The organism is Arsukibacterium sp., from assembly GCF_036735525.1.
Taxonomy (GTDB): Bacteria; Pseudomonadota; Gammaproteobacteria; order Enterobacterales; family Alteromonadaceae; genus Alishewanella.
This window is the reverse complement of sequence record NZ_DAINOE010000010.1, coordinates 1-21,401: the sequence shown is the minus strand read 5'-3', so window position 1 is coordinate 21,401 and position 21,401 is coordinate 1. Positions and strand designations below refer to the sequence as shown.

General features: G+C 48.6%; 19 protein-coding genes, 2 tRNA genes and 1 pseudogene. 7 read left to right on the top strand and 15 right to left on the bottom strand.

Features of this window, described 5'->3' with window-relative positions; translation table 11 throughout:
- Positions 1-423: pseudogene (locus V7D78_RS03430) on the bottom strand (glucose-6-phosphate dehydrogenase); the annotation flags it as partial.
- Positions 424-629: 206 nt separating this feature from the next.
- Here V7D78_RS03430 and V7D78_RS03425 point away from each other — a divergent pair.
- Entirely contained in the window at positions 630-1,553 is a 924-nt protein-coding gene (locus V7D78_RS03425; RefSeq protein ID WP_442886494.1) for a MurR/RpiR family transcriptional regulator, read from the top strand.
- A 172-nt stretch (positions 1,554-1,725) separates the two neighbouring features.
- Positions 1,726-3,162 (top strand): pyruvate kinase, encoded by a 1,437-nt coding sequence (pyk, locus tag V7D78_RS03420; protein WP_333607028.1) that lies wholly within the window; start codon positions 1,726-1,728, stop codon positions 3,160-3,162.
- A 78-nt stretch (positions 3,163-3,240) separates the two neighbouring features.
- On the opposite strand, the gene V7D78_RS03415 is transcribed toward pyk, so the two are convergent.
- Positions 3,241-4,212: a DMT family transporter gene (locus V7D78_RS03415; protein ID WP_333607027.1), complete on the bottom strand. Its 972-nt coding sequence runs from the start codon at positions 4,210-4,212 to the stop codon at positions 3,241-3,243.
- Between the two features lie 185 nt (positions 4,213-4,397).
- On the opposite strand from V7D78_RS03415, the gene V7D78_RS03410 reads away from it, so the two are divergent.
- Positions 4,398-5,393 carry an ATP-dependent 6-phosphofructokinase gene (locus tag V7D78_RS03410; protein WP_333607026.1) on the top strand — a complete coding sequence of 332 codons (996 nt, stop codon included), beginning with the start codon at positions 4,398-4,400 and terminating at the stop codon, positions 5,391-5,393.
- A gap of 16 nt (positions 5,394-5,409) precedes the next feature.
- Here the strand turns inward: V7D78_RS03410 and V7D78_RS03405 are convergent, their stop codons facing one another.
- The 4 genes from V7D78_RS03405 to V7D78_RS03390 all read right to left on the bottom strand — a co-directional run bounded on the left by V7D78_RS03405 (position 5,410) and on the right by V7D78_RS03390 (position 8,397).
- Positions 5,410-6,228: a LytR/AlgR family response regulator transcription factor gene (locus V7D78_RS03405; protein ID WP_333607025.1), complete on the bottom strand. Its 819-nt coding sequence runs from the start codon at positions 6,226-6,228 to the stop codon at positions 5,410-5,412.
- Positions 6,221-7,312 (bottom strand): sensor histidine kinase, encoded by a 1,092-nt coding sequence (locus V7D78_RS03400; RefSeq protein WP_333607024.1) that lies wholly within the window; start codon positions 7,310-7,312, stop codon positions 6,221-6,223. The genes V7D78_RS03405 and V7D78_RS03400 overlap by 8 nt, the downstream gene beginning before the upstream one ends.
- A 125-nt stretch (positions 7,313-7,437) precedes the next feature.
- A complete protein-coding gene (locus V7D78_RS03395) occupies positions 7,438-7,905 on the bottom strand; it encodes an Mpo1 family 2-hydroxy fatty acid dioxygenase (protein ID WP_333607023.1) in 468 nt (155 codons plus the stop codon).
- 93 nt (positions 7,906-7,998) lie between these two features.
- Positions 7,999-8,397: an acyl-CoA thioesterase gene (locus V7D78_RS03390; RefSeq protein WP_333607022.1), complete on the bottom strand. Its 399-nt coding sequence runs from the start codon at positions 8,395-8,397 to the stop codon at positions 7,999-8,001.
- Between the two features lie 99 nt (positions 8,398-8,496).
- On the opposite strand from V7D78_RS03390, the gene V7D78_RS03385 reads away from it, so the two are divergent.
- Positions 8,497-10,299 (top strand): M61 family metallopeptidase, encoded by a 1,803-nt coding sequence (locus V7D78_RS03385; protein ID WP_333607021.1) that lies wholly within the window; start codon positions 8,497-8,499, stop codon positions 10,297-10,299.
- A 40-nt stretch (positions 10,300-10,339) separates the two neighbouring features.
- Here V7D78_RS03385 and V7D78_RS03380 read toward each other — a convergent pair whose 3' ends face one another.
- From V7D78_RS03380 to V7D78_RS03370, 3 genes are all read right to left on the bottom strand, one after another.
- Positions 10,340-11,188: a M23 family metallopeptidase gene (locus V7D78_RS03380; protein ID WP_333607020.1), complete on the bottom strand. Its 849-nt coding sequence runs from the start codon at positions 11,186-11,188 to the stop codon at positions 10,340-10,342.
- Positions 11,151-12,008: a 6-carboxytetrahydropterin synthase gene (locus V7D78_RS03375; RefSeq protein WP_333607019.1), complete on the bottom strand. Its 858-nt coding sequence runs from the start codon at positions 12,006-12,008 to the stop codon at positions 11,151-11,153. Before V7D78_RS03375 ends, V7D78_RS03380 begins: the two co-directional genes overlap by 38 nt.
- Before the next feature lie 89 nt (positions 12,009-12,097).
- Complete coding sequence (locus tag V7D78_RS03370) at positions 12,098-12,355, bottom strand: hypothetical protein (protein ID WP_333607018.1); 258 nt, start codon at positions 12,353-12,355, stop codon at positions 12,098-12,100.
- Positions 12,356-12,486: 131 nt separating this feature from the next.
- Between V7D78_RS03370 and fabA the strand changes: the two genes are divergently transcribed.
- Positions 12,487-12,999, top strand: coding sequence for a bifunctional 3-hydroxydecanoyl-ACP dehydratase/trans-2-decenoyl-ACP isomerase (gene fabA, locus V7D78_RS03365; RefSeq protein WP_333607017.1), 513 nt, complete (start codon positions 12,487-12,489; stop codon positions 12,997-12,999).
- Positions 13,000-13,078: 79 nt separating this feature from the next.
- Here the strand turns inward: fabA and rmf are convergent, their stop codons facing one another.
- The 5 genes from rmf to rlmKL all read right to left on the bottom strand — a co-directional run bounded on the left by rmf (position 13,079) and on the right by rlmKL (position 19,672).
- Positions 13,079-13,261 carry a ribosome modulation factor gene (gene rmf, locus V7D78_RS03360; protein WP_333607016.1) on the bottom strand — a complete coding sequence of 61 codons (183 nt, stop codon included), beginning with the start codon at positions 13,259-13,261 and terminating at the stop codon, positions 13,079-13,081.
- Between the two features lie 323 nt (positions 13,262-13,584).
- Positions 13,585-15,342 carry a DUF3466 family protein gene (locus V7D78_RS03355; RefSeq protein ID WP_333607015.1) on the bottom strand — a complete coding sequence of 586 codons (1,758 nt, stop codon included), beginning with the start codon at positions 15,340-15,342 and terminating at the stop codon, positions 13,585-13,587.
- Between the two features lie 16 nt (positions 15,343-15,358).
- A complete protein-coding gene (gene uup, locus V7D78_RS03350; protein WP_333607014.1) occupies positions 15,359-17,269 on the bottom strand; it encodes an ATP-binding cassette ATPase Uup in 1,911 nt (636 codons plus the stop codon).
- A gap of 13 nt (positions 17,270-17,282) precedes the next feature.
- Positions 17,283-17,558: a glutaredoxin family protein gene (locus V7D78_RS03345; RefSeq protein ID WP_333607013.1), complete on the bottom strand. Its 276-nt coding sequence runs from the start codon at positions 17,556-17,558 to the stop codon at positions 17,283-17,285.
- On the bottom strand, positions 17,555-19,672 hold the full coding sequence (gene rlmKL / locus V7D78_RS03340) for a bifunctional 23S rRNA (guanine(2069)-N(7))-methyltransferase RlmK/23S rRNA (guanine(2445)-N(2))-methyltransferase RlmL (protein WP_333607012.1): 2,118 nt from the start codon (positions 19,670-19,672) through the stop codon (positions 17,555-17,557). The genes V7D78_RS03345 and rlmKL overlap by 4 nt, the downstream gene beginning before the upstream one ends.
- Before the next feature lie 218 nt (positions 19,673-19,890).
- On the opposite strand from rlmKL, the gene V7D78_RS03335 reads away from it, so the two are divergent.
- Positions 19,891-19,967, top strand: a tRNA-Met gene (locus V7D78_RS03335).
- 188 nt (positions 19,968-20,155) lie between these two features.
- A tRNA-Met gene (locus V7D78_RS03330) sits at positions 20,156-20,232 on the top strand.
- 298 nt (positions 20,233-20,530) lie between these two features.
- Here the strand turns inward: V7D78_RS03330 and V7D78_RS03325 are convergent.
- Positions 20,531-21,401, bottom strand: an 871-nt coding sequence (locus tag V7D78_RS03325; protein WP_333607011.1) for a CFI-box-CTERM domain-containing protein, incomplete at its 5' end; no start/stop codon positions are given.

The window sequence follows — 21,401 nt, the reverse complement described above, 5'->3', positions numbered from 1 at the left end:
AGGTTCAACATTTAAGCCAGCTGCAGCCAGGCCTTCGCACAAAGCACCAAATAAAGAGGGCGGCGTCGCGAAATAGCTGACACTGATGCGGCTTGCCGGGTCAACTAATGCGGTTAACTGCAGATAATCTTCGGTTTTAGCCAAATCCAGTTGCACGTAATACAGACGCTGCGCCAGACGTTGCCATACCTCTTCATCCAGGGTTTCGCGTTTTACAAAACGGCTGAGGTTTTGTTTCACCATGTCGCGATAGCCAGCCTGATCAAACGCATTACGGGCAATACCGATAATACGCGTTTGCTCAGCCAACAAGCCGGCTTTCTCTAATTGATACAGTGCAGGGAGTAATTTACGCCGGGCTAAATCACCATTGGTGCCGAAAAGCAATAAATCACAGGCGGAGTTTTGTGCTGTGCTTGTCATAGTTGAGCCTTGAATAAGATGTAATTTTACAACACTTCCAGCATACTAACGCAGCAAATAACGCTTGTAAACCGCAAAAACTGTAATTAAATTACGAAATGAGTTATATTTTGACTAATTAGTTATTATAGGGCAGCCTAAGCTTAAAATCTGGTCCTTTGTGGTAAATTTCATACCGTTTTGTTTGCTGCCTCAATGCTAAATTAATGGCTAACATAACGACTTACCAGCTGAGTTACAATGGCCCGCCCTTAGATGTCAGAGAGCACCCTATGAATGTACTGGAAAAAATCGTCAACAGTGTAAGCAGTTTCAGTAAGTCAGAGCGCAAAGTCGCCGACGTGATCCTGGCGAATCCACAAATTACTATCCATAGCAGTATTGCTGCGCTGGCGAAAATGGCCGATGTCAGTGAGCCCACGGTGAATCGCTTTTGCCGCCGCCTCGATACAAAAGGCTTTCCGGATTTTAAACTGCATCTGGCGCAAAGCCTGGCCAATGGCACACCCTATGTCAATCGCCATGTAGAAGAAGAAGACGGCCCTGAGGCGTACACCGCCAAAATATTTGAATCAACGATGGCTGCGTTAGATACCGCGCGGCAAAGAGTGGATATTAACGCCATTAACCGCGCCGTGGACGTCCTGACACAGGCTAAAAAAATCTCGTTTTTTGGCTTGGGCGCCTCCGCCTCTGTAGCCCATGATGCGCAAAATAAGTTTTTCCGTTTTAATGTGCCTGTGGTGTGCTTTGATGACATTGTTATGCAACGCATGTCGGCTATTAACAGTAGCGATGGCGATGTCGTAGTCTGCATCAGTCACACCGGCCGCACCAAAAATTTATGTGATATTGCGGCTATTGCCCGGGAAAATGATGCCACAGTGATCGGTATTACTGCCTACGACAGCCCATTGGCCCGGGAGTGTACCCTTGTGTTGTCATTGGATGTGCCTGAAGATACCGATCTATATATGCCGATGGCGTCACGGGTGGCGCAATTAGTGTTAATTGATATTCTGGCCACCGGCTTTACGTTACGTCGCGGTACAAAATTCCGTGAAAACCTGAAAAAAGTCAAAGACAGCTTACGAGGCTCGCGCTTTGAAAAGAAAGATTTAGTCAGTTAAGTACTTTTCTAACTGGTCAGACAGCGGCTTTAATGCGGTTTTGCGCTATATTATGTAATAAAATTACATTACACTACAGCATAAGCGGTTTGCTTAATCATAGTTATAACATTGTTTGCCCAATCACCGCTGCACAGTCACCCTGTTGCCGTGCAGCCTGCAGGAGTGTCACATGCCAAGAAGAACGAAAATCGTCGCTACCCTGGGGCCGGCTACCAATAGCCAGGCCGCAATCGAAAAACTGATCCAGGCCGGAGCGTCGGTATTCAGGCTGAACTTTTCGCATGGCTCAGCAGAAGATCATCAGGCTCGCGCTACCATGGTGCGCGACGCAGCCGCCAAGTTAGGTACTCATGTTGCTATCTTAGGTGACTTACAAGGGCCTAAAATCCGCGTATCCACCTTTAAAGATGATCAGGTACAGTTAGCCGAAGGTCAGCCTTTCGTACTCGATGCTACCCTGGGTAAAGGTCTGGGTGATGAGCATCAGGTGGGTATCGATTACAAAGAATTACCCCGTGATGTCAGTGCCGGTGATTTATTATTGTTAGATGATGGCCGTATTCAGCTCATCGTCGACAGAGTAGAAGGTGAGCGGGTCTATACCCGGGTGACTGTTGGCGGCAAGCTCAGCAACAACAAAGGCATTAACCGTCAGGGCGGCGGTCTTACTGCCCCTGCCCTTACCGAAAAAGATAAACGTGACATCATTACTGCAGCCGAAATAGATGTAGACTTTTTAGCTGTGTCATTCCCGCGTTGTGGTGATGATTTACGCCTGGCACGCGAGCTTGCGGTAGCCGCCGGCTCAGAAGCCCGCATCATGGCCAAAATTGAACGGGCCGAAGCCGTTGCCGATGATGCTACCCTGGATGATATAATCCGCGCCTCAGATGCTGTAATGGTAGCCCGTGGAGATTTAGGCGTCGAAATTGGTGATGCCGAATTGGTAGGCCAACAAAAACGTATTATTGCCCGCTCGCGCCAGCTAAATCGTGTTGTCATCACTGCCACGCAGATGATGGAAAGTATGATCGAAAGCCCCATGCCTACAAGAGCTGAAGTCATGGACGTCGCCAATGCAGTGTTAGATGGCACCGATGCGGTAATGCTGTCTGCTGAAACGGCTGCCGGTAAATACCCAACCGAAACTGTCGCCGCCATGGCGCGGGTATGTGATGGCGCAGAAAAGCACCCACGGGTACAGGTGTCAAAACACCGCATGGATGTTTCCTTTTCAGAAGTCAGCGAAACCATCGCCTTATCAGCCATGTATGCCGCCAACCATCTTGAAGGCATTAAAGCCATTATTACCCTGACAGAATCGGGTTATACCGCCAAGCTGATGTCACGCATCACCTCGCCGCAGCCAATTTATGCGTTGTCACGTCATGCCAAAACCTTAAACAAAATGGCACTGTATCGTGGTGTCTATCCGACCTTCTTTGACAGCACTCAGGTGATCCCCACTGAGCTGGCTGATAAAGCTATTGAAGTGATCCGTAAAAAGGCTGGCCTTAAAACCGGTGATCTGGTGATCATGACACACGGTGATGTGATGGAAACCATCGGTGCTTCAAATACCTGTCGAATCATCCAGGTTAAATAACAGCACTAAATCAACAAAAAAGCGGCTTTGCGCCGCTTTTTCCTTTTATACTTACCACTCAACATGCAATTTTGAGCATTAAAACACATCACGCTGCAGTTTTCGCACCCTTCTGGCCGCCCGGTATTCAACAAATTGCGGCGCCAAAGCCGTTAACGCCGACCCGGTGACCACCAGCAAGGCACCCAGCCATGACCAGAGATTCAGCTGCTGTGGTATTAAATAATCAGGAAATACCCAGCCGGTTAAATTGGCAAACAAAATAGTAAACAGTGGCGTCACCGCTAATACCGCGCTGACTTTAGAAGCTTCCCAATGATGCAGTGCTTCGGCAAAGGCACCATAAGCCACCACCGTATTTAAACAGCAAAACACCAGCAAGCCCCACTGCAAATAGCTCAAGTTCAGTAAGGGCGTAAAATCGGATACCGGGATAAAACAAATGGTGCCGGCCACGTACAACAAATACATGATTTGCTTGGAGCTGTAATGCACCAGTAATTGCTTTTGTGCCAGCGCATAAGCAGCCCAGGTAATACCGGCAGCAATCACCAGTAAAACGCCAAAGGTTTCACTACCGGCCTGCAGGATTAAATCAAGCAAGCGCTCATTGAAAAACAGCAATAAGCCACCGAGCAGAGTGAAGGCACCAATTTTTTGCCACAACAGCAGTTTTTCTTTAAAGATAATGATGCCGCCCAGCATCATTAAAAACGGCGCCAGTTGGATCACTACCTGGCCGGTTTCTGCGCTAAGGTAGTTTAAGCCGCTTAAATACATAATATAGTTAGACAGCAAGCCGACACTGGCAATCAGCATTAACTTAGCTACCCTGCCCGTTAACAGCAACTTTAATGCCGGTAATTTGCCCCGAGCCATCAACCACAGGCCAACAATAACGGCCGCCGCTAAAAAACGGATCGCGGTAATCGTATTGGCCGACATCACATCCAGTAAAATTTTTAAAGCAATGGGCAGCATGCCCCACAGTACAGCCGTCGTCAGAGCTAATAACAGGCCGATAAGGCTGTTTCCGGTAGTTTGATGCATAACGCAGGATTTCCTCAGACAGGCATTAACTGGCCATTCAGTCTACCGCTATTGTCGCTTATTTTAGGCCGCTTTGTCTTTGAATATTCATTTGTTTGCGACAAATCAACGCCGTGACAGTGCAAAGCGCTATACTGAAGACAGGGCTACATCTTTTATAAAATTTTTAATTGGAACAACATGCTATGACTCAGATAAAACGTTTGGCAGTACTGACATCCGGTGGTGATGCCCCGGGCATGAATGCCGCTATTCGCGCTGTCTTGCTGACCTCAGCCAGTTACAACATTCAGGTGCTCGGCTTTGAGCATGGTTTTAATGGGTTATTTGAGCAGGATTTCCAGACACTGCACCCTAAACACGTTGAAAACATTATTCAGCGTGGTGGCACTATATTAAAAAGTGCCCGATGTCCTGCCTTGCAACAACCCGGCGGGCCGGCGCAAGCCGCAGCCTGCCTGCATCAATTACAGATAGACGCACTGGTGATCATTGGTGGCGATGGCAGCTTTCGTGGTGCACTGGCCTTGGCCGAGCACTACAAAGGACAAATTATCGGTGTTCCCGGCACCATAGACAACGATGTTGATGGCAGTGATTTTACCATCGGCTTTGCCACGGCGCTGGATACCGCCCTGGATGCAATAGATAAAATTCGCGATACCGCAGATGCCTTTGAACGCATATTTTTAGTGGAATTGATGGGCCGGCACAGCGGCTATTTAAGTTTGGCCGCAGGCATAGCCGCTGGGGCGGAGCAGATCATTTGCCCGGAGTTTGGTCCGTTAACACCCGCGGATTTATCCAGCGTGATAAAGCCCATTCAACACGCCCAATTATTACGGGGTAAAAGCAGTTATCTGATTATCGTTGCCGAAAACAGCTACCCGGGTGGCACCAGTGCACTGGCAGACGATTTGACCAAAGCTATAGGGGTAGAGTGCCGGGCCGTGATCCTGGGGCATATTCAGCGTGGTGGCAGTCCGGTAGGCGCCGATCGTATTCTGGCGACCAAGCTAGGGGCTTTTGCCGTTGAGCAGTTAGTACAAGGTGCCCATTTAATGATGGCCGGTGAAGTGAATGCCCAGGCGGTATTGTATCCGCTGAGTCAAACCGGCGATCGCAAAAAAGCCATTGACCCCTACCTGGTGCGCTGGCAGCAACAGGTATGTAGTGACTAAGGCGGTAACCGCATGTTCAGTGGCTAAACACCTGCTTGACCCGATCTTTATAGCTGCGGCTAACCTTCACCGACTGGCCATTGGTCAGCAATAGCTGATGCTCGCCGTTACTGAGCATTTGTAGCTTAGCAATGGTATGCACATTGACGATCGCAGAGCGATGCACCCGCACAAATAAGCGTGGGTCCAGTTCCTGCTCTAATTCTTTCATGGTGCGGCGTAAAATATGGGTCTGACCATCTTTGGTATGAATACACATATAATCACCCGCCGCATCGACCCAATCAATGTTCGCGACCGGCACCCGGATGATCTCGCCACTGTCTTTAATGCTGATGGCATCAGGATAGCTTTGATTAACAACAGGTTCGGCATTATCTAACCGCTGCAAAATACTGTCTGGTAAGTCGCCGGTGAGTTTCGCCACGGCCTGAGTTAATTGATCTTTATGCTTTTTATTATCCTGCGCCGCATGAAAACGCAATACCTTCTGTACCGCAGCCGCTAAGCGCTCTGGCTCAACCGGTTTTAATACATAATCCAGCGCATTCACCTCAAAGGCGGTAAAGGCATAGTGATCATAGGCAGTAACAAACACGATATAAGGCAAGGCAATACCGGCAGCACGCAAGCTATTTAACACTGCAAAACCATCCATGCCAGGCATTTCCACATCTAAAAACACCACATCAGGCTGTAATTGCTGAATGCTTTCTATGGCTTGTTGGCCATTGGCACACTCAGCCACCACTTGCAGCTCAGCAAAGGCCGCTAAGCGAACCAGCATCCCTTTGCGCGCCAGCGGCTCGTCATCTACAACTATTACCTTAAGCATCTTGCTGTTCCACCTGTTCAAACTGTAAAGGAATGCGGATATTCACTTTTAAGCCTTGCGGCTGATTATGGGTTAACACCAACGCAAAATTATTATCGTATAAGGCACCCAGCCGCTCCCGGGTATTCACCAGGCCCACGCCACTGTTATTGTTACTACTGGGTGTCGGTAAATCATCACCCAAGGTCATACCAGGCCCGTTGTCAGCTACTTCAAGCAGTAAATCATGGCCAAAGCGTTTGGCGGTGATGGCAATAGCTCCGCCTTCCAGTTGCGACGCCACTGCATATTTAATGGCGTTTTCAATCAGTGGTTGCAATATCAAACTGGGTACCAGTGCTTTTTCCACACCGGCCTCAATATCAAATACGACGTTTAATCGCTCAGAAAAGCGCACTTTCTCAATTTCTAAATATAAACGCGCCGCATACAGCTCCTGCTCCAACGGCACCTTATTAATCGGATCTTTATACAATGAGTAGCGTAAAAAATCGCTGAGCCGGTTCAGCATTTTATTGGCGGTATCGGCTTCATTAATCAATACCAGCGTAGAGACCGCATTGAGTGTATTAAACAAAAAGTGCGGGTTTAATTGGTAGCGCAGCATTTTTAACTGGGCTTCATGGGCTTTATTGGTGGCGGTTAAGCTTTTTTGAATTTCCAGCTGCAATGTCTGGTAATACTTGATGCCAAAATACAGACCGCTCCAGCTTAAAATAACATAAAAGGCCACAGGCGCATTTAAAATGTACTTAATCCAGTCATCCGGCCGATAACCGTGGCGATATATTTCCCAATAATTAAAATTGCGTACCGCGGTCCAGATAGCGGCAATAATGGCCGCCACCACCAGTACGGTCAGGATCATTTTCCAGGGAGGCCAAAACCAGATCCGTTGATATAGATAACGCAGCGGAATTGTCAGCAGCCAACCTACGTAAGCATCCAATGCCAGTACAATTAAAAACGCATCGCGCGTTTCCTGTACCAGTGATCCCAGATAGTTAACCAGCACAAAACCCAGCCAGCCAAGGGTATGCAAAAACCAAAACTGGCGACCACGATCTTCAAACAGTTTGTACAAGATAAGACCTTGCTGACTAAAGGCAGATAGCGAGATTATAACGAAGTATCTGCTTAAAACCTTGTCAGCTTAGCGTGTTTCAGCAGACATTAATCGCAATCCTTGCTGATTTAACAGCCTAAGCCCTAATAAGACAACTTCAGTTTTTTCAGCACAAAGCTCATTAACCAGGCCGGGCCTATCAGTAAAAATGCCAGATCCTGAAAAAACGAGGGCTTTTTGCCTTCAATTTTGTGGCCAACAAACTGCAAAATCCACATCACAACAAAGAGCAACAAGGATAGTTGCCACACTTCAGGCCAGGGCCATTGCGCTACCCAGCGTAGTAAGGTGACAACCAGGGCGGTAAAAATGGTCATGGCCACGCCAAGCGTAAAAGACAATAGAAAATAAAACAGTAAGGCGGGTATCGCTAACAGCAGCGCCCAGTTAATCCCCTGCTCGGCCAGCCCTGTTAAAGGCATGGGGATTTGCCACAATAAACCAAACACACAGGCATAAATAACAGGTACAGCTAACCAATGAATGGCTTTGTTGGTGGGGTGTTGATGACTGACGGCATAGGCCGCAAACCACTGCTCTGCTGTTTTCATTTCAAGCCCTTACTGCTGCTGTTTAACTTGTTAACATGAGCACTTTAGCCTTGTTGTTAACAAATCTCAAGCGCCGCGGCTGCTGTCATCGCGTTATCCTAATACCGGTGTCGGTTTGCGATCTGGCCCCAGGGCGACAAAGGTAAAATTACCGGAAATGGCTTTGTGCTGGTTATCGTCGTACATATGTTCAACAAAAATATCAACGTGCACCTTGATACTGGTGCGCCCGACTTCCTGAACCCGTGCCACTAATTCAATAATGGTGCCGGCGGCAATGGATTCTTTAAAGTCCACCCTATCAGAGCACACTGTTACCAGCGGCTTTCGGCAAAAACGGGTCGCGGCAATAAAGGCCGCTTCATCCATCCAGGCTAGGGCTTCACCGCCAAACAAGGTGTTGTGATGATTGGTCCGGCCAGGAAACACGGTTTTGGTTACCCGGGTAACTGCATGCTCCATGCGTTTAGCGATAAGCGCATCATTTGCCATAAGCTGTCTCTTTCTGTTGTTTGTTTGTGGTAAGGCGGTTGAAGCGCCGCGCTGGCCACCGCATAATGGTGTTTAGTATACCACAGCGAGTCACAGCATATGATGGCAACAGCCCAGTTCCCGGTTTATTACAGCATTCATTTTGCCGATCTCAGCGGCCATTATCTTGATATCAGTGTCGACTTTACACCAACTCAGCCTTGCCACCAGCTCAGCTTGCCGGCGTGGATCCCGGGTAGTTATATGATTAGGGATTTTGCCCGGCACCTTATCGCCATTACTGCTGTTGATAGCCAGGGCCCGCTGTTAATACAGCAAAGCGACAAGCAAAACTGGCAATTGCAATGCCGTGGTCTGGCGGTGACAGTCAGATACCGCTTATATGCGTTTGATACCTCGGTGCGTGCCGCCTACCTGGATGATGAAATAGCCGTGCTAAACCCGGCGTGTTTATGCCTGGCCGTGAGTGATCTGCAACAGCAAATTCATCATCTTAGGGTGCATGCGCCAAGGCAACAGACGGCGAACAGCTGGCGTTTAGCCACAGCGTTAACCCGGGCGGCGGACACCGAATTTTTGGGCTTTGGTGACTATCAGGCGCGCGATTATCAACAGTTAATTGATAGCCCCTTGCTGGCCGGTCATTTTAGCCTAAGCCAATTCAGCGTAAACGGTGTGGAACATTATCTGGTGCTCAGTGGTGATAATCTCACCGATCAACAGCGTATAACGGCTGATGTAGCAAGCCTGTGCCAGCAGCAAGCGGCGGTGTTTGACGGTCTGCCTGATGACTTATCAGCCTATTGGTTTTTAGTCTGGGTCACCGAGCAAGGTTTTGGTGGTCTTGAGCATCAACAAAGTACGCTGCTCCTCTGTAGCCGTTTTGATCTGCCGGCACCGGGTTTAGCCGTACCCGATGACGCTTATCAGCAATTTTTAGCGTTGTGCTCGCACGAGTACTTTCATCTGTGGTGGGTAACCCGCTTAAAACCGGCCTGCTTTAGCCCCTTTCAATTACAACAGGAGCAATACAGCAAGCAGCTTTGGCTGTATGAAGGTTTTACCTCTTACTATGATGAGCTGGCGCTGGCCCGCAGCGGCCTAATTAGCGAAGCGCAGTATTTAACCTTGCTGGAAAAAACCATTAGCCGCGTAACACGTAACCCCTCTGAGCAGGTGCAAAGCCTTGCTGAAAGTAGCTTTACCGCCTGGACCAAGTTTTATAAGCAAGATGAAAACGCTATTAATGCCGTGGTCAGTTATTACGCCAAAGGCGCCTTAGTGGCCTTTTGTCTGGATGCAGCACTACGCCAGCAAGGCAGTAATTTAGATAAATTGTGCCGTTATCTGTACCAACATTATCTGGCCAGCGGCACCTTTGATGATAGCATTTACCTTGCGCTGCAACAGCTGGGCTTTGCCGATCTGGCCCGGCAATTACAAGGCTGGGTAGAAACGACAGCGCCGCTGCCACTGGCTGCAGCCAGTGAGCAACTCGGCCTTAGCCTGACTTGGCGCCAGGCACAACATCAGGATGATGTCTGCGGACAGGCTGCTGGTGAGGATATGGCGCAATTAGGGGCAATAGTGACCGAGCAAGCCGGATTATTAAAGGTAAAACAGGTATTAAATGGCAGTGCCGCGCATCAGGCGGGCCTGATGGCCGGCGATCAACTGCTGGCGTTGGCCGGCTTTAAGCTCAGCAGCGCCAGTCTTTCGCAGCTTTTGCGGCGCTTAGCCATTGGCACAGTGCAGCCCCTGGTGATCTTCAGAAAAGACCGCTTATTAGAGCTTAAGCTGCCTGTTGCCTATGGCCCGGCGCATGTCGCCATGTTGCAGGTACAACAACCGATGTTAAACCGGCCCTGGCATAGCCTGGTAAGCATAGCTACCCTTAGCTAAGACAGATAATGTTCAATAGCGCTGTTAAATCGACAGCGCTTTACAACGACAGCCTGGTTACCGGTCGCTCAGAAAACTCCGGCATCAATAGCTGAGGATCCAGGCGCTCCTGTAACCAGTTAATACGCCAATCCAGATGCGGCCCGGTAACCCGGCCGGAGGCACCAATCTCGGCAATTTTTTGTCCGGGCGTAATTACATCGCCTACCGCAACGTTAAAGGCACTTAAGTGCATAAAAGTAGAGCTGACGCCAAGTCCATGATCAACGATGAGCGTAAGACCTGAGAAATATAAATCCTCTGCCAGAGTAACCCTGCCCGCCCAAGGCGCAAGCACGGGCGCACCCACAGGCGCAGCAATGTCTAAGCCAAAGTGCGGATTGCGGGGCTGGCCATTAAAAATACGCTGGCTACCATAGACCCCAGAAATGCGCCCTTGCGCTGGCCTTACCGGCTGAGCAAAAAACGCCGGTACTGATGCTGGCAGCGGGCTGAATTGTTGCCTTGCAGCACGCACCCGCTGATTATCACGGGCAATTCGTGCGGTGACTTCGGCTGGAGGACTAACATATTTTTGTTCAACACCGTTAATGCGCTGAATATCATAGTCACGGGCTTGAAACCGCAATGCGCGCTGATGTTCAGTGTTATTCACTTTAATACGAAGCTGATGTTCAAGCGGCGCATCGCGGCCAATACCAAACACAAAACGGCCATCCTCTGACACACTCAACGCTTGCTGATTAAACCATACTTTAGCACCAACCGGGGCCTGGCCCAGTATTAAACTGCCCTGGGTCAACTCACCTTCTAACGTCACTGTTGCTGATGCAACAGCAGCGCTACAGCCACTAGCTAAAAGCAATAGCGCCTTTACCCACGCCTTCATAAGCGACCACCTTATAGTCTTTAGTGTCATCCAGCTTTTTAAGCTCACCGGCAATATAGTCTGCCAGGCATTCTACCGTAGTATCACAAGGCACCAGCTCACAATGACTGGCTGGCAGGGTTAATTCAAACCAGCCCTGAGCCGCCTGATAGCAAAAACTTAAGTCTGCTGGCGCTGGTGTTAAATGGCGCAGTGCAGCAGCATCACACAGATCGCTCTGACTGCCCAGATAGATATCCTGCCAACGCTCAGACCAGAGCTTATTTAGTCGCGGGTTTAACATGCCATCGGCGTAAATTTGAATAGTAGAGCGATGACCATGCGCAATACGCTGACAATTGCCATCATGTTTTTTTAAGCCATGGCTGTAATGGTAATAAAAACCACTGCTGGCTTCAGTGCGCAAGGTCAGTTCGAGTTTTTTCACGTTGGCCGGTAATAACTTCAGCAATTGCTGCTCCAGCCACAGGCTAAGGCTTTGCTCGTTAATCTGCTGGCAAGGCACATGGGCAAAAGCACAAGGCGGTGAGACTAACTGAATAAGGCCACGCCCCGATTGATAACGCACCAGGGTCTGCTCAGCTAAGGAGCTCAGCTCAAGCCCCTGGCACTGTGTCGGTAACGCCAGCTTATGATCAACCAGACTATCAATCGCCTGCTTAATCACTTTTTTCACCAGCGCAAAATCAAACACCATGGCGGTATCGTTTAAATCGCCATGCAATGCAACATCGACAATATAACTCTCACCCAGCATGCCGCGTTGCACATCCAGGTAAGAAAAATCAATAACGGTAAGATCGCGAACAAATAAAATCATCAAGCAGGCCTGGCAAGAATACTGGCGTGCAGTATACCGAAAAGTGCCCCCCGCCGTCACCTGTTGCGGTGCAAACCACAACAAAACACCTAGCGTTTATGTTCAGTTAACCAGCTATTTAACAGGCCAATCTGGCCACATTTGTGTGCAGCGTACATCAGGCGGATGGCATTACTTAAAATAGTACTGTCATTCCACTGGGTTTTTTCCTGAATGTCCTGATAACAACTCAGCGCTTCGGGGGTTAAATAGCCTCGTAATTCTTTTTTACCCGAGGCTTGTTGCCGCTGACGGTAACGCAATTGTTTTTCTGCATTACTCAGACTTTTTTTCGGTTCAGTACTCATCACATATCCTGAGAAATTAAGCGGTTTGCTTATCAACATGGCTAAAAAAGGGTTATGAATGACAAATCGGACTTGTCTGGCGTACAAGTGTTCGCTAAAGTGACGCAGCATTTATCCGGGATTAAACATACATGACTAAGAATAGCTTTACAAAAGAAGATTTAATTGCCTGTGGCAAGGGCGAATTATTTGGCGAGGGCAACAGCCAGTTACCTTCAGATAATATGCTGATGATGGACAGAATCATCCATATTTCTGAAGAAGGCGGTTTATACGGCAAAGGCCAGATCATTGCTGAATTAGATATTACCCCTGAGCTGTGGTTTTTTGCTTGTCACTTCAAAGGCGATCCGGTGATGCCTGGTTGTTTAGGTTTAGATGCCATGTGGCAGCTGGTCGGCTTCTTCTTAGGCTGGTCAGGTGGCCCGGGTAAAGGCCGTGCTTTAGGTGTCGGCGAAGTGAAATTTACCGGCCAGGTATTACCTACGGCGAAAAAAGTCACTTATACCATCAACATGAAGCGCGTCATTAAGCGCAAGCTCTTTATGGGTATTGGTGATGGTATTGTCAGTGTCGATGGCCGTGATATTTACGCCGCCACCGATTTAAAAGTAGGCTTGTTTCAGGACACTTCAAGTTTTTAATTGTTAGCCCTGCTTGCCAGGCCAACTATGCAAAAGCCCCGCTTCAAAACGGGGCTTTATGCGTTAACACAGCCTAACATCAGGCGCCTTTATTAAATAATCCGACATTGCGATCTTCCATCGCCGCCCGCCAACCCCCTAGCCATTCGGAGCGGGCATCTAAATTCTGATAAGGGCAAATTTCTTTTGAGCGACCAGTTACACCAGCGCGGTAACCTTGAGCATGAGCACGTTCGAGACGATCACGTTTTTGTCTTTTCATACGGCAGTCTTCCTCAACATTTTCATTTTTGATGATATGACCTTGCTAAAGCAATCAGGTCACTTGTTATTGATAGTCGACAGCGGGCGGAGGTTCAATCTTAAATAGTAGATATAGTGCTTGACATGGGCTAACAGCTTGAACTTTATTAAGATTTGATGACAAGATTTTTTATAACAAATTACTATAATAAATAGAAATTTTAGACGATGTTATTTTTATATGGCGTCATCTTATTGGCATAGCATAAAAAAAGCTGCCGAAGCAGCTTTTATACACATAGTCCAATAACGGCAATAAAGTGTTACAACGCGGCTGAGCGGTTAAAACCAACGTCGGCGCAGAGCAACCAAACCACCCAAAACCGCTAACCACAGTAATGGCAAACCAGCGCCTTGCTTGGTATAGCTTTCTTGTTCATTGTCACAGTTAGCGGGTTGACCATTGGCGATCGGCTTAAGCTTAACTACTGTTGCCTGCTCCTGTTGCACTACCACGCCGTCTGCATTAACAGCCGGGTTGCCCAGTGCATCTAACAATGGCCGGCGAATTAGCGCTGTGGCCAATATCTCACCCTGACTATTAATGGCAGACGCATCCACTAAGTTAAAGGGTAAGTTACAGCCAATAAGTTTATTTAAATCGCTGAAGGTATCTGTCACGTTATCATATAAAAACGCATGATTGCGCCGGGTGATAGTACCGCCAATGATCACTTCTGCTGAGCCGACGACCTGCCCCTGATCATTTATGGACCGGGGTACCGTATTAGAGCTGGTAAAAAAGCCAGTGATATGGCGGCTTTGTTGGCTGGCATGGTCATAAAGGAACATTTTATTACGCACACTACCGTTAATCGATTTACCGGCAAAGCCCACTACCAGATTTTGATTGTTAATGGCGACGGCATTGCTGTTCAGCCATTCTTGCTGGTTTACCAGAGGACGCGGCCCCTGCTCAGTAAAGATAACCGCATGCTGAGCACGAAAAATACCTTCTTGTGCACAGCGTCCGGTAAAATCAAATTGCACACAAATGCTGCGATCTGAGTCGGTATAGGTGGTAAAACCTACAGCAATATTATTATCATTTACCGCCGTAGCAGCACTGCGATAGGTAATACAAGCAGCGGAGCTATTAGGGCAAGGCTGGTTAAATAATTCCGTATCAGGTGCGCTGTAAATTTCACCGGTATTTTTATTACCTAAAATACCGAGTACCTGCGGTACAGATACTTGCTGCTCGCTATCGATTTGCCACAACAAACCGCGTTGCTCAAAGGCGGTAGAACGCGCTTGTTGGTTTAAACAACTGACCGCAGGACGGGTTTCACCTTTACAAAGATTAAGAATGTTTTCAGCCGTGGTCTGCGAAATACCAGTACTACCAAAGCCGGCAACTAAACCATGGTTATTAATAGCGGAAGCCACACTATAGCCCCCATTTAACGAGGTAAAGGGCGGTAATAAAGGAATAACATCACCGTCATGCCAGGCCAGTGCCATACGATACATCGGCTCAGGGACCCAATAGGTCGCCTCTACTGGCTCAGGCACAGCTTCTGTTGCTGCCGGGGTAAAGAGTTGTTTGCTAAAAGGGGCATCGGCAATACCTACGGCCATGCCCTGATTATTAATAGCATAGATAAATTCATTAGCACTGCTATTGTTAGCAAAGGGATCACGAAGCACCATGCGCTGTGCCGGGCTATTATCCTGCTCGATAAAGGACAAAACTTCACCGACAGGTTGCGAAAAATCACCGGCAGTCTGGCGCAGATAATTGATTAAAATGCCCTGAATAGTGCCATCAATATTACCGGCTTCAACCGCGGCAATCTGCTCTGCCGTCAGGATAGATTTAATGATGTCGCTGTCTAAATCAAATTGATCTAATTCAAGAGGAAAACTCAGGATAGGCGTACCAACGTAGACCGCCTGCCCCTGATCATTTAAGGCTGAGGCGTAACTGGACTGGATCTTGTTATTTACTTCCAGCTCTACAACCTGATAAACCGCTGCATTAGCAGTAAAAACAGCCAGCAAAGGCGTTAACGCTAAGCTGATCGGTGATAATTTCATTCATGGCCCCTAAAAACTACTGATTTAATGCTTCTAATTCTTCCCAGCGTGCATACGCTTGCGCCAGCTTTGACTCGGTATCCGCTAACAGGTTCAACCGTTGTTGGGTTTGTTCAGCACTGTTCTTAAAAAACTCAGGATCATTCACTTCGGTTTGCAAATTGGATACTTGTGCATCCAGTTGCTCAATCAGTGCAGGTAATAACTCGAGTTCACGTTTTCCTTTGTATGATAACTTTTTGCCGCTGCTAACTAAAGGCTCAGCGACGATTTGTGCCGGCGCTTTTGTATTTTTTTGTAAATCGGCAGCAGTATTCGCCTTTATTGCACTTTGCCGCTGCTGATATTGCTGCACTTCGTCATAACCACCGGCAATTTCTACCACCCGGCCTTCACCGGCAAATAACAGCGAACTGGTGACCGTGTTATTCACAAATTCCCGATCGTGGCTCACCAACAATACCGTTCCCTGATACTGCTGCAAAATATCTTCCAGCAATTCCAGCGTTTCGACATCTAAATCATTAGTCGGTTCATCTAAAATCAATAAGTTGCTGGGGCGGGCAAACAACCTGGCCAGTAATAAGCGGTTTTTCTCACCACCCGACAGCGCCCGCACCGGGGTGCGGGCGCGCGCCGGCGCAAATAAAAAGTCTTGCAGGTAGCTCAGTACATGCCGGCTTTGGCCGTTTTGCATCACTTCCTGCTTACCATCTGACACGTTATCCTGCACCGTGGCATTTAAATCCAGCGCCATGCGGTGTTGATCAAAATAGGCCACTTCTAAATTGGTGCCGCGTTTAATGTCACCGCTATCTTGCTGGTAATCACCCAACAACAGTTTAATCAGCGTCGATTTACCCACACCATTAGGGCCTACCAGCGCAATACGATCGCCACGCATTACCAGTAAGTCTAACGGCGCCAGCACAGTACTACCGGCAAAAGTTTTCGTTATGCCTTTGGCTTCAAACACCAGCTTACCTGAGCGGTTAGCTTGCTCTATATTAAAATCGACCTTACCAAGTTGCTCTAAGCGCGCGGCCCGCTCCTGGCGTAAGGCTTTAAGTGCCCTGACCCGCCCTTCGTTCCGGGTACGCCGCGCTTTAATGCCCTGGCGGATCCACACTTCTTCTTCGGCCAGTTTTTTATCAAATAGCGCATTATGCTTTTGCTCGTCTTCCAGCATTTTTTGTTTGCGATCCAGGTATTCCTGATAATTACCCGGATGTGAAGTCAGTTCACCGCGGTCTAAATCAATAATACGGCTGGCCAGCGCTCTGATAAAAGCCCTGTCGTGCGAGATAAAAATAATGGCGCCTTTAAAGCTCAGTAAAAACTGCTCCAGCCAGGCTATGGCTGCCACATCCAAATGGTTGGTCGGCTCATCTAACAGTAGAATATCCGGCTCAGCCACTAAGGCCCGCGCCAGCGCGGCTTTTCTTAGCCAACCGCCCGACAAACTGGCCAGATTAGCCTCCGGGGACATATCAAATTGCTGACACAGCGCCGCTACCCGCCCCTCTAAGCCCCAGCCATTTCGCGCATCTAACTCACTTTGCAGCGTTTCAAATAAGCGCATATCGCTGTCGCTGGCATCAGTTAAGCGCTCAGACAACTGGTAAAACTGCTCCAGCTTATGGGCTAAATCACCGGCGCCCTCACAGATAAAATCGGCAATTTTAACTTCCATTTTTGCAGGGGGATCTTGCTCTAAGCGGCTTAAAATCACGCCGTTGTTAATCACCACCTGGCCATCATCCAGATTTTGCTGACCGGTCAGCACTTTTAAAAATGATGATTTGCCAGTGCCATTACGGCCCACTAAACAGACGCGCTCGCCGCTGAACAAGCTAAAATCGACATGATCCAGAATAGGATTGGTACCAAAGGCTAAACACGCCTGCTGAAAACGTAATAATTCCACTACTTAAAGTCCTTCACTTTTCTTCACTTTTAGCATCTTTTTTAGCATCTTTTAACCAGTTGGCTAGCTGTGCGGCATCAAAAGGCCAGTACAGTAATGTATCGCCCGCTGCTACTACCGGTATATGCACCCGGAACTGCGCTAATAATTGTTCATCATCGATAATATCGATCAGCTGGTATGTTGCAGCGCTGGCATCTAATAAGGCTGCAGCCTCTTCACACAGATGGCAGCCCCAGGTGCTGTATAGCCTTATCTTTAACGGATTAGTCTTTTTCGGATTAGTCATTTACGGATTAACTCAAAACAAACATGAATATTGGGGTTACGCTTAAAGTCTTCCGGCAAGGTGGCGGCAGACATGTCCTTTACCTGCCAGCCCGAGTCCAATAGGGCTGCCGTATCCATTTTAAAGCGCCGTTTATTATTGGAGAAAATCACCTTGCCGCCCGGCGATAAGCGCGCGATAAGTGAATTTAATAAGCCGACATGATCGCGCTGCACATCCCAGTTATCTTCCATCCGTTTCGAGTTAGAAAAGGTCGGCGGATCAACAAAAATTAAATCAAACTGCTCGCGACACCGGCTTAACCATTGTAAACAATCGGCTTGCTCGAACTGATATTGCTTACCGCTGAGGCCATTTAGCATAAAGTTACGTTTGGCCCAGTCCAGATAGGTATTCGACATATCTACAGTGGTCACACTGGTCGCACCGCCCAAGGCCGCATGCACCGAGGCACTGCCGGTATAGGCAAACAGGTTTAATACCTTTTTACCTTTAGCTTGCTGTTGTATTAAATGGCGGGTTATGCGGTGGTCTAAAAATAAGCCGGTATCCAGGTAATCACGTAAATTCACCCAAAACTTAGCGCCATATTCCGACACTTCTTTATATTGGCCGGCTTTGGCCAGCGCCTGATATTGCTTGGTGCCTTTTTGCTTTTCGCGCACCTTTAATACCATGTGCTCCGAGCTGATACCCAGCACCACCGGCACCTGATTAACCACATCAAATAAGCGTTTTTGTGATACCTGCTCATCCACTGTCGCCGGCGCGGCATACTCATGTACCACCACTTCGCCATCGTACCAGTCTACTGCCACGTTATATTCAGGGATATCGGCATCATACAACCGATAGCAACTAACGCCCTCGCGCTTGGCCCACTTTTGCAATTGTTTCAGGTTTTTCGCCAGGCGATTACCAAAGGAGCTGCTTTCGTTAAAAAACAACGAGGGCGCATCTGAGCTGACCTGCACTTGTTTTTCGGTGAGATCAAACAGCGTGAAATCACAGTCCAGCGGGCCATTAGTAAATTTATAGCTTTTATGCTTGGATAAGCGCAGCGCGCGCAATAAATCGCTATTAGAGGTAATAATCGCCAGGCGCCAGCCCTGATAATGCTGCTTTAACGCCAGTGAAAACTTGCTGTATAGCGGAATTAACGAGGGTAAATCGCCTAGACGCTCACCATAAGGCGGGTTGGTCACTATCACCCCAGGCTCTGCCGTCACGGGTTGCTTTAAGGCCGTGGCATCGGCGTAATCCCAATGTATCACTTGTGCCACGCCGGCTCTGGCGGCATTTTGCCGGGCTTTACTTAACGCGCGCTCGTCAGTATCACTGCCCCAAAACCGCACTTCACTGCTATTGGGCAATAACGCCGCTTTGGCTTCGTCTTTGACTTGTTGCCACACCGCGGCTCTGTGGCCAGGCGAGCGTTCAAAGGCAAAGCTGTCGCGCGTTAAGCCAGGCGCCGCGTTACGGGCGATTAACGCCGCTTCAATAATAATGGTGCCACTGCCGCAGAAGGGATCAAACAAAGGTTTATCGCTGCTCCAGCCTGAGCGCTTTAATAAGGCGGCGGCTAAATGCTCTTTTAACGGTGCATCACCCTGGCCAGCGCGATAGCCACGCTGGTGCAAGGACGGGCCGGAAAAATCCTGTAAAAAGTGAAAATAGTGTTTTTCTAAGCGCACCTGAAAACGCATGTCCGGCGTTAAGCGATCAACATCCGGCCGCTGGCCCGACTCTTCACGAAACTGATCCACAATAGCATCTTTTAAGCGCATGCTGCCGTACTGGGTATTATCTATAGTCGGGTGTTTGCCGACACACTCGGTGGCCAGGGTTTGGCGTACCGACATCAACTGGCCCCAGTCAATTTTGCTGGCGATTTGATACACATCAGAATCCGCGGTAACCGGCTCAGACTGAATAAGCCGCATAATACGGGTAGCAAGCCGTGACCATAAGCACAGCTTATAGGCTACTTTGATATCGGCTTTAAAACGCACCACACCCATGGTGACTTTAAGCACTTCACCCTGTTGCTGACGTATCTCATCAGCCAACAACTCTTCGACGCCTTTTGACGTTAAAGCCCAAAATTCCAGCATTGCAGCAAACCTTAAAATAAAATGGCCGCCAGTATAGCAGAAATGCCCTTTAGCGCGCGGAATCTTTCTGTTGCCCGCGGCTAATATATCGGCCTTTATGCGTAAAACGCTGCTAATAGCAGCAGGCTGCACACTTTATCAGCAATCAGTCAGTAACTTGCAAATAAACCCTTGCTATAGCGTAATAAAAACCATAAGATGCGCCCCGCAATGACGGACGCGGGATGGAGCAGCCTGGTAGCTCGTCGGGCTCATAACCCGAAGGTCGTCGGTTCAAATCCGGCTCCCGCAACCAACTTGATTGTGTAAATGTGATTATAGAAAAGCGCCCTCGGGCTCCTCTTTATAACCACGGGGCGAAGGTCGCAAAACCGGCTCCCGCAACCAACAAATCCCCCTACATCCCCCTTTACTAAAGTGGGATTGAAATGGGAAACATTGCAAATACAGGATTATCTCTACTGCTCGGGGATAATATACGGACGCGGGATGGAGCAGCCTGGTAGCTCGTCGGGCTCATAACCCGAAGGTCGTCGGTTCAAATCCGGCTCCCGCAACCAACACTTAGACCGACTTAATAGTCGGTTTTTTTGTATCTGTTATTCGCCCTCGGGCTCCTCTCTATAACCGCGGGGCGAAGGTGTTCAAATCCGGCTCCCGCAACCAACAAATCCCCCTATATCCCCCTTTACTAAAGTGGGATTGAACAGCCTGGTAGCTCGTCGGGCTTCTCTTGTTAAAATTACAACACCCCCAAGCACCCTGCTTTCTTCGGCCCCTTAAACACCAGTTTATTTTGTTGTGCCAGCCAACGGCTGGTTATTTGTCTGGAAACCCGGCGTTAGCAAAGCTCCCTTTTTAGGTAGATAACTGCCGAACTAACCGGCTATACCAGTGCATAGCGGCTTTATGTAAGCCTAATCTGGCCAGGATGGCACTGGGTAGCACACCACCCCAATACACCCGTAACCAGCGGCTTCTGGCATCCGCTTGCTGTTGAATATGGCGGACAATAACCGGAGCTATAGCATAGTATTGTGCGACCAGTGCTTTGCCGGGCTCATTACTAAGCAGGTAGTTATCTCTAAAGCGGCGCAATGTCGTCAGCTCCCAACAATCATCCTGCAGACCTAAGCAATGCACGCTGGCGGTGGTGAAAAAACAGTCCAAATCGTCCGAGTATTGCTGGTGAGAGTGCGGTATGCAACCTTGTGCACCGGCCTTCTCCCACAGGTCATAAACTTGTTGGCTTAATGCATCAACGTAATTAGCAATAGCATCAGGTGGCAGGCTAATGCGACCTATCAATTGCTCTTTATCATTGACCTGACCAAAAAAAGCCACATTCACCGAGGCGGTACTTTGCCATTGCTTAAACACATCTAAGGTTTCGGGTTGTGCTATCCAGGCCGCTAACATATTGGCTTGATCAGCGGGCACTATGCGCTCAGTGGAGAGTTTTTGCTCACCCAATTCAATACTCACCCGCTTCACCGCCACTGCACCGGCAACCTGGGTTCTATCAGGGAAAACAACACGAAGGGCGGTGACATAACTGAAAAAAGTATCCTCTTCAGTCAAATGCTTGTGCCGCGATAGGTGGCTCAGATAAGCATTGCGTATCGTAGCTTCATTTGCTGCCTGCGGCACTTGCATGGTCAGCGGCTGCAAAATATCGCTAAAATGGCGTTGTAACTCTGACGTAAAATCAGCAGAAACGGCCTCATCT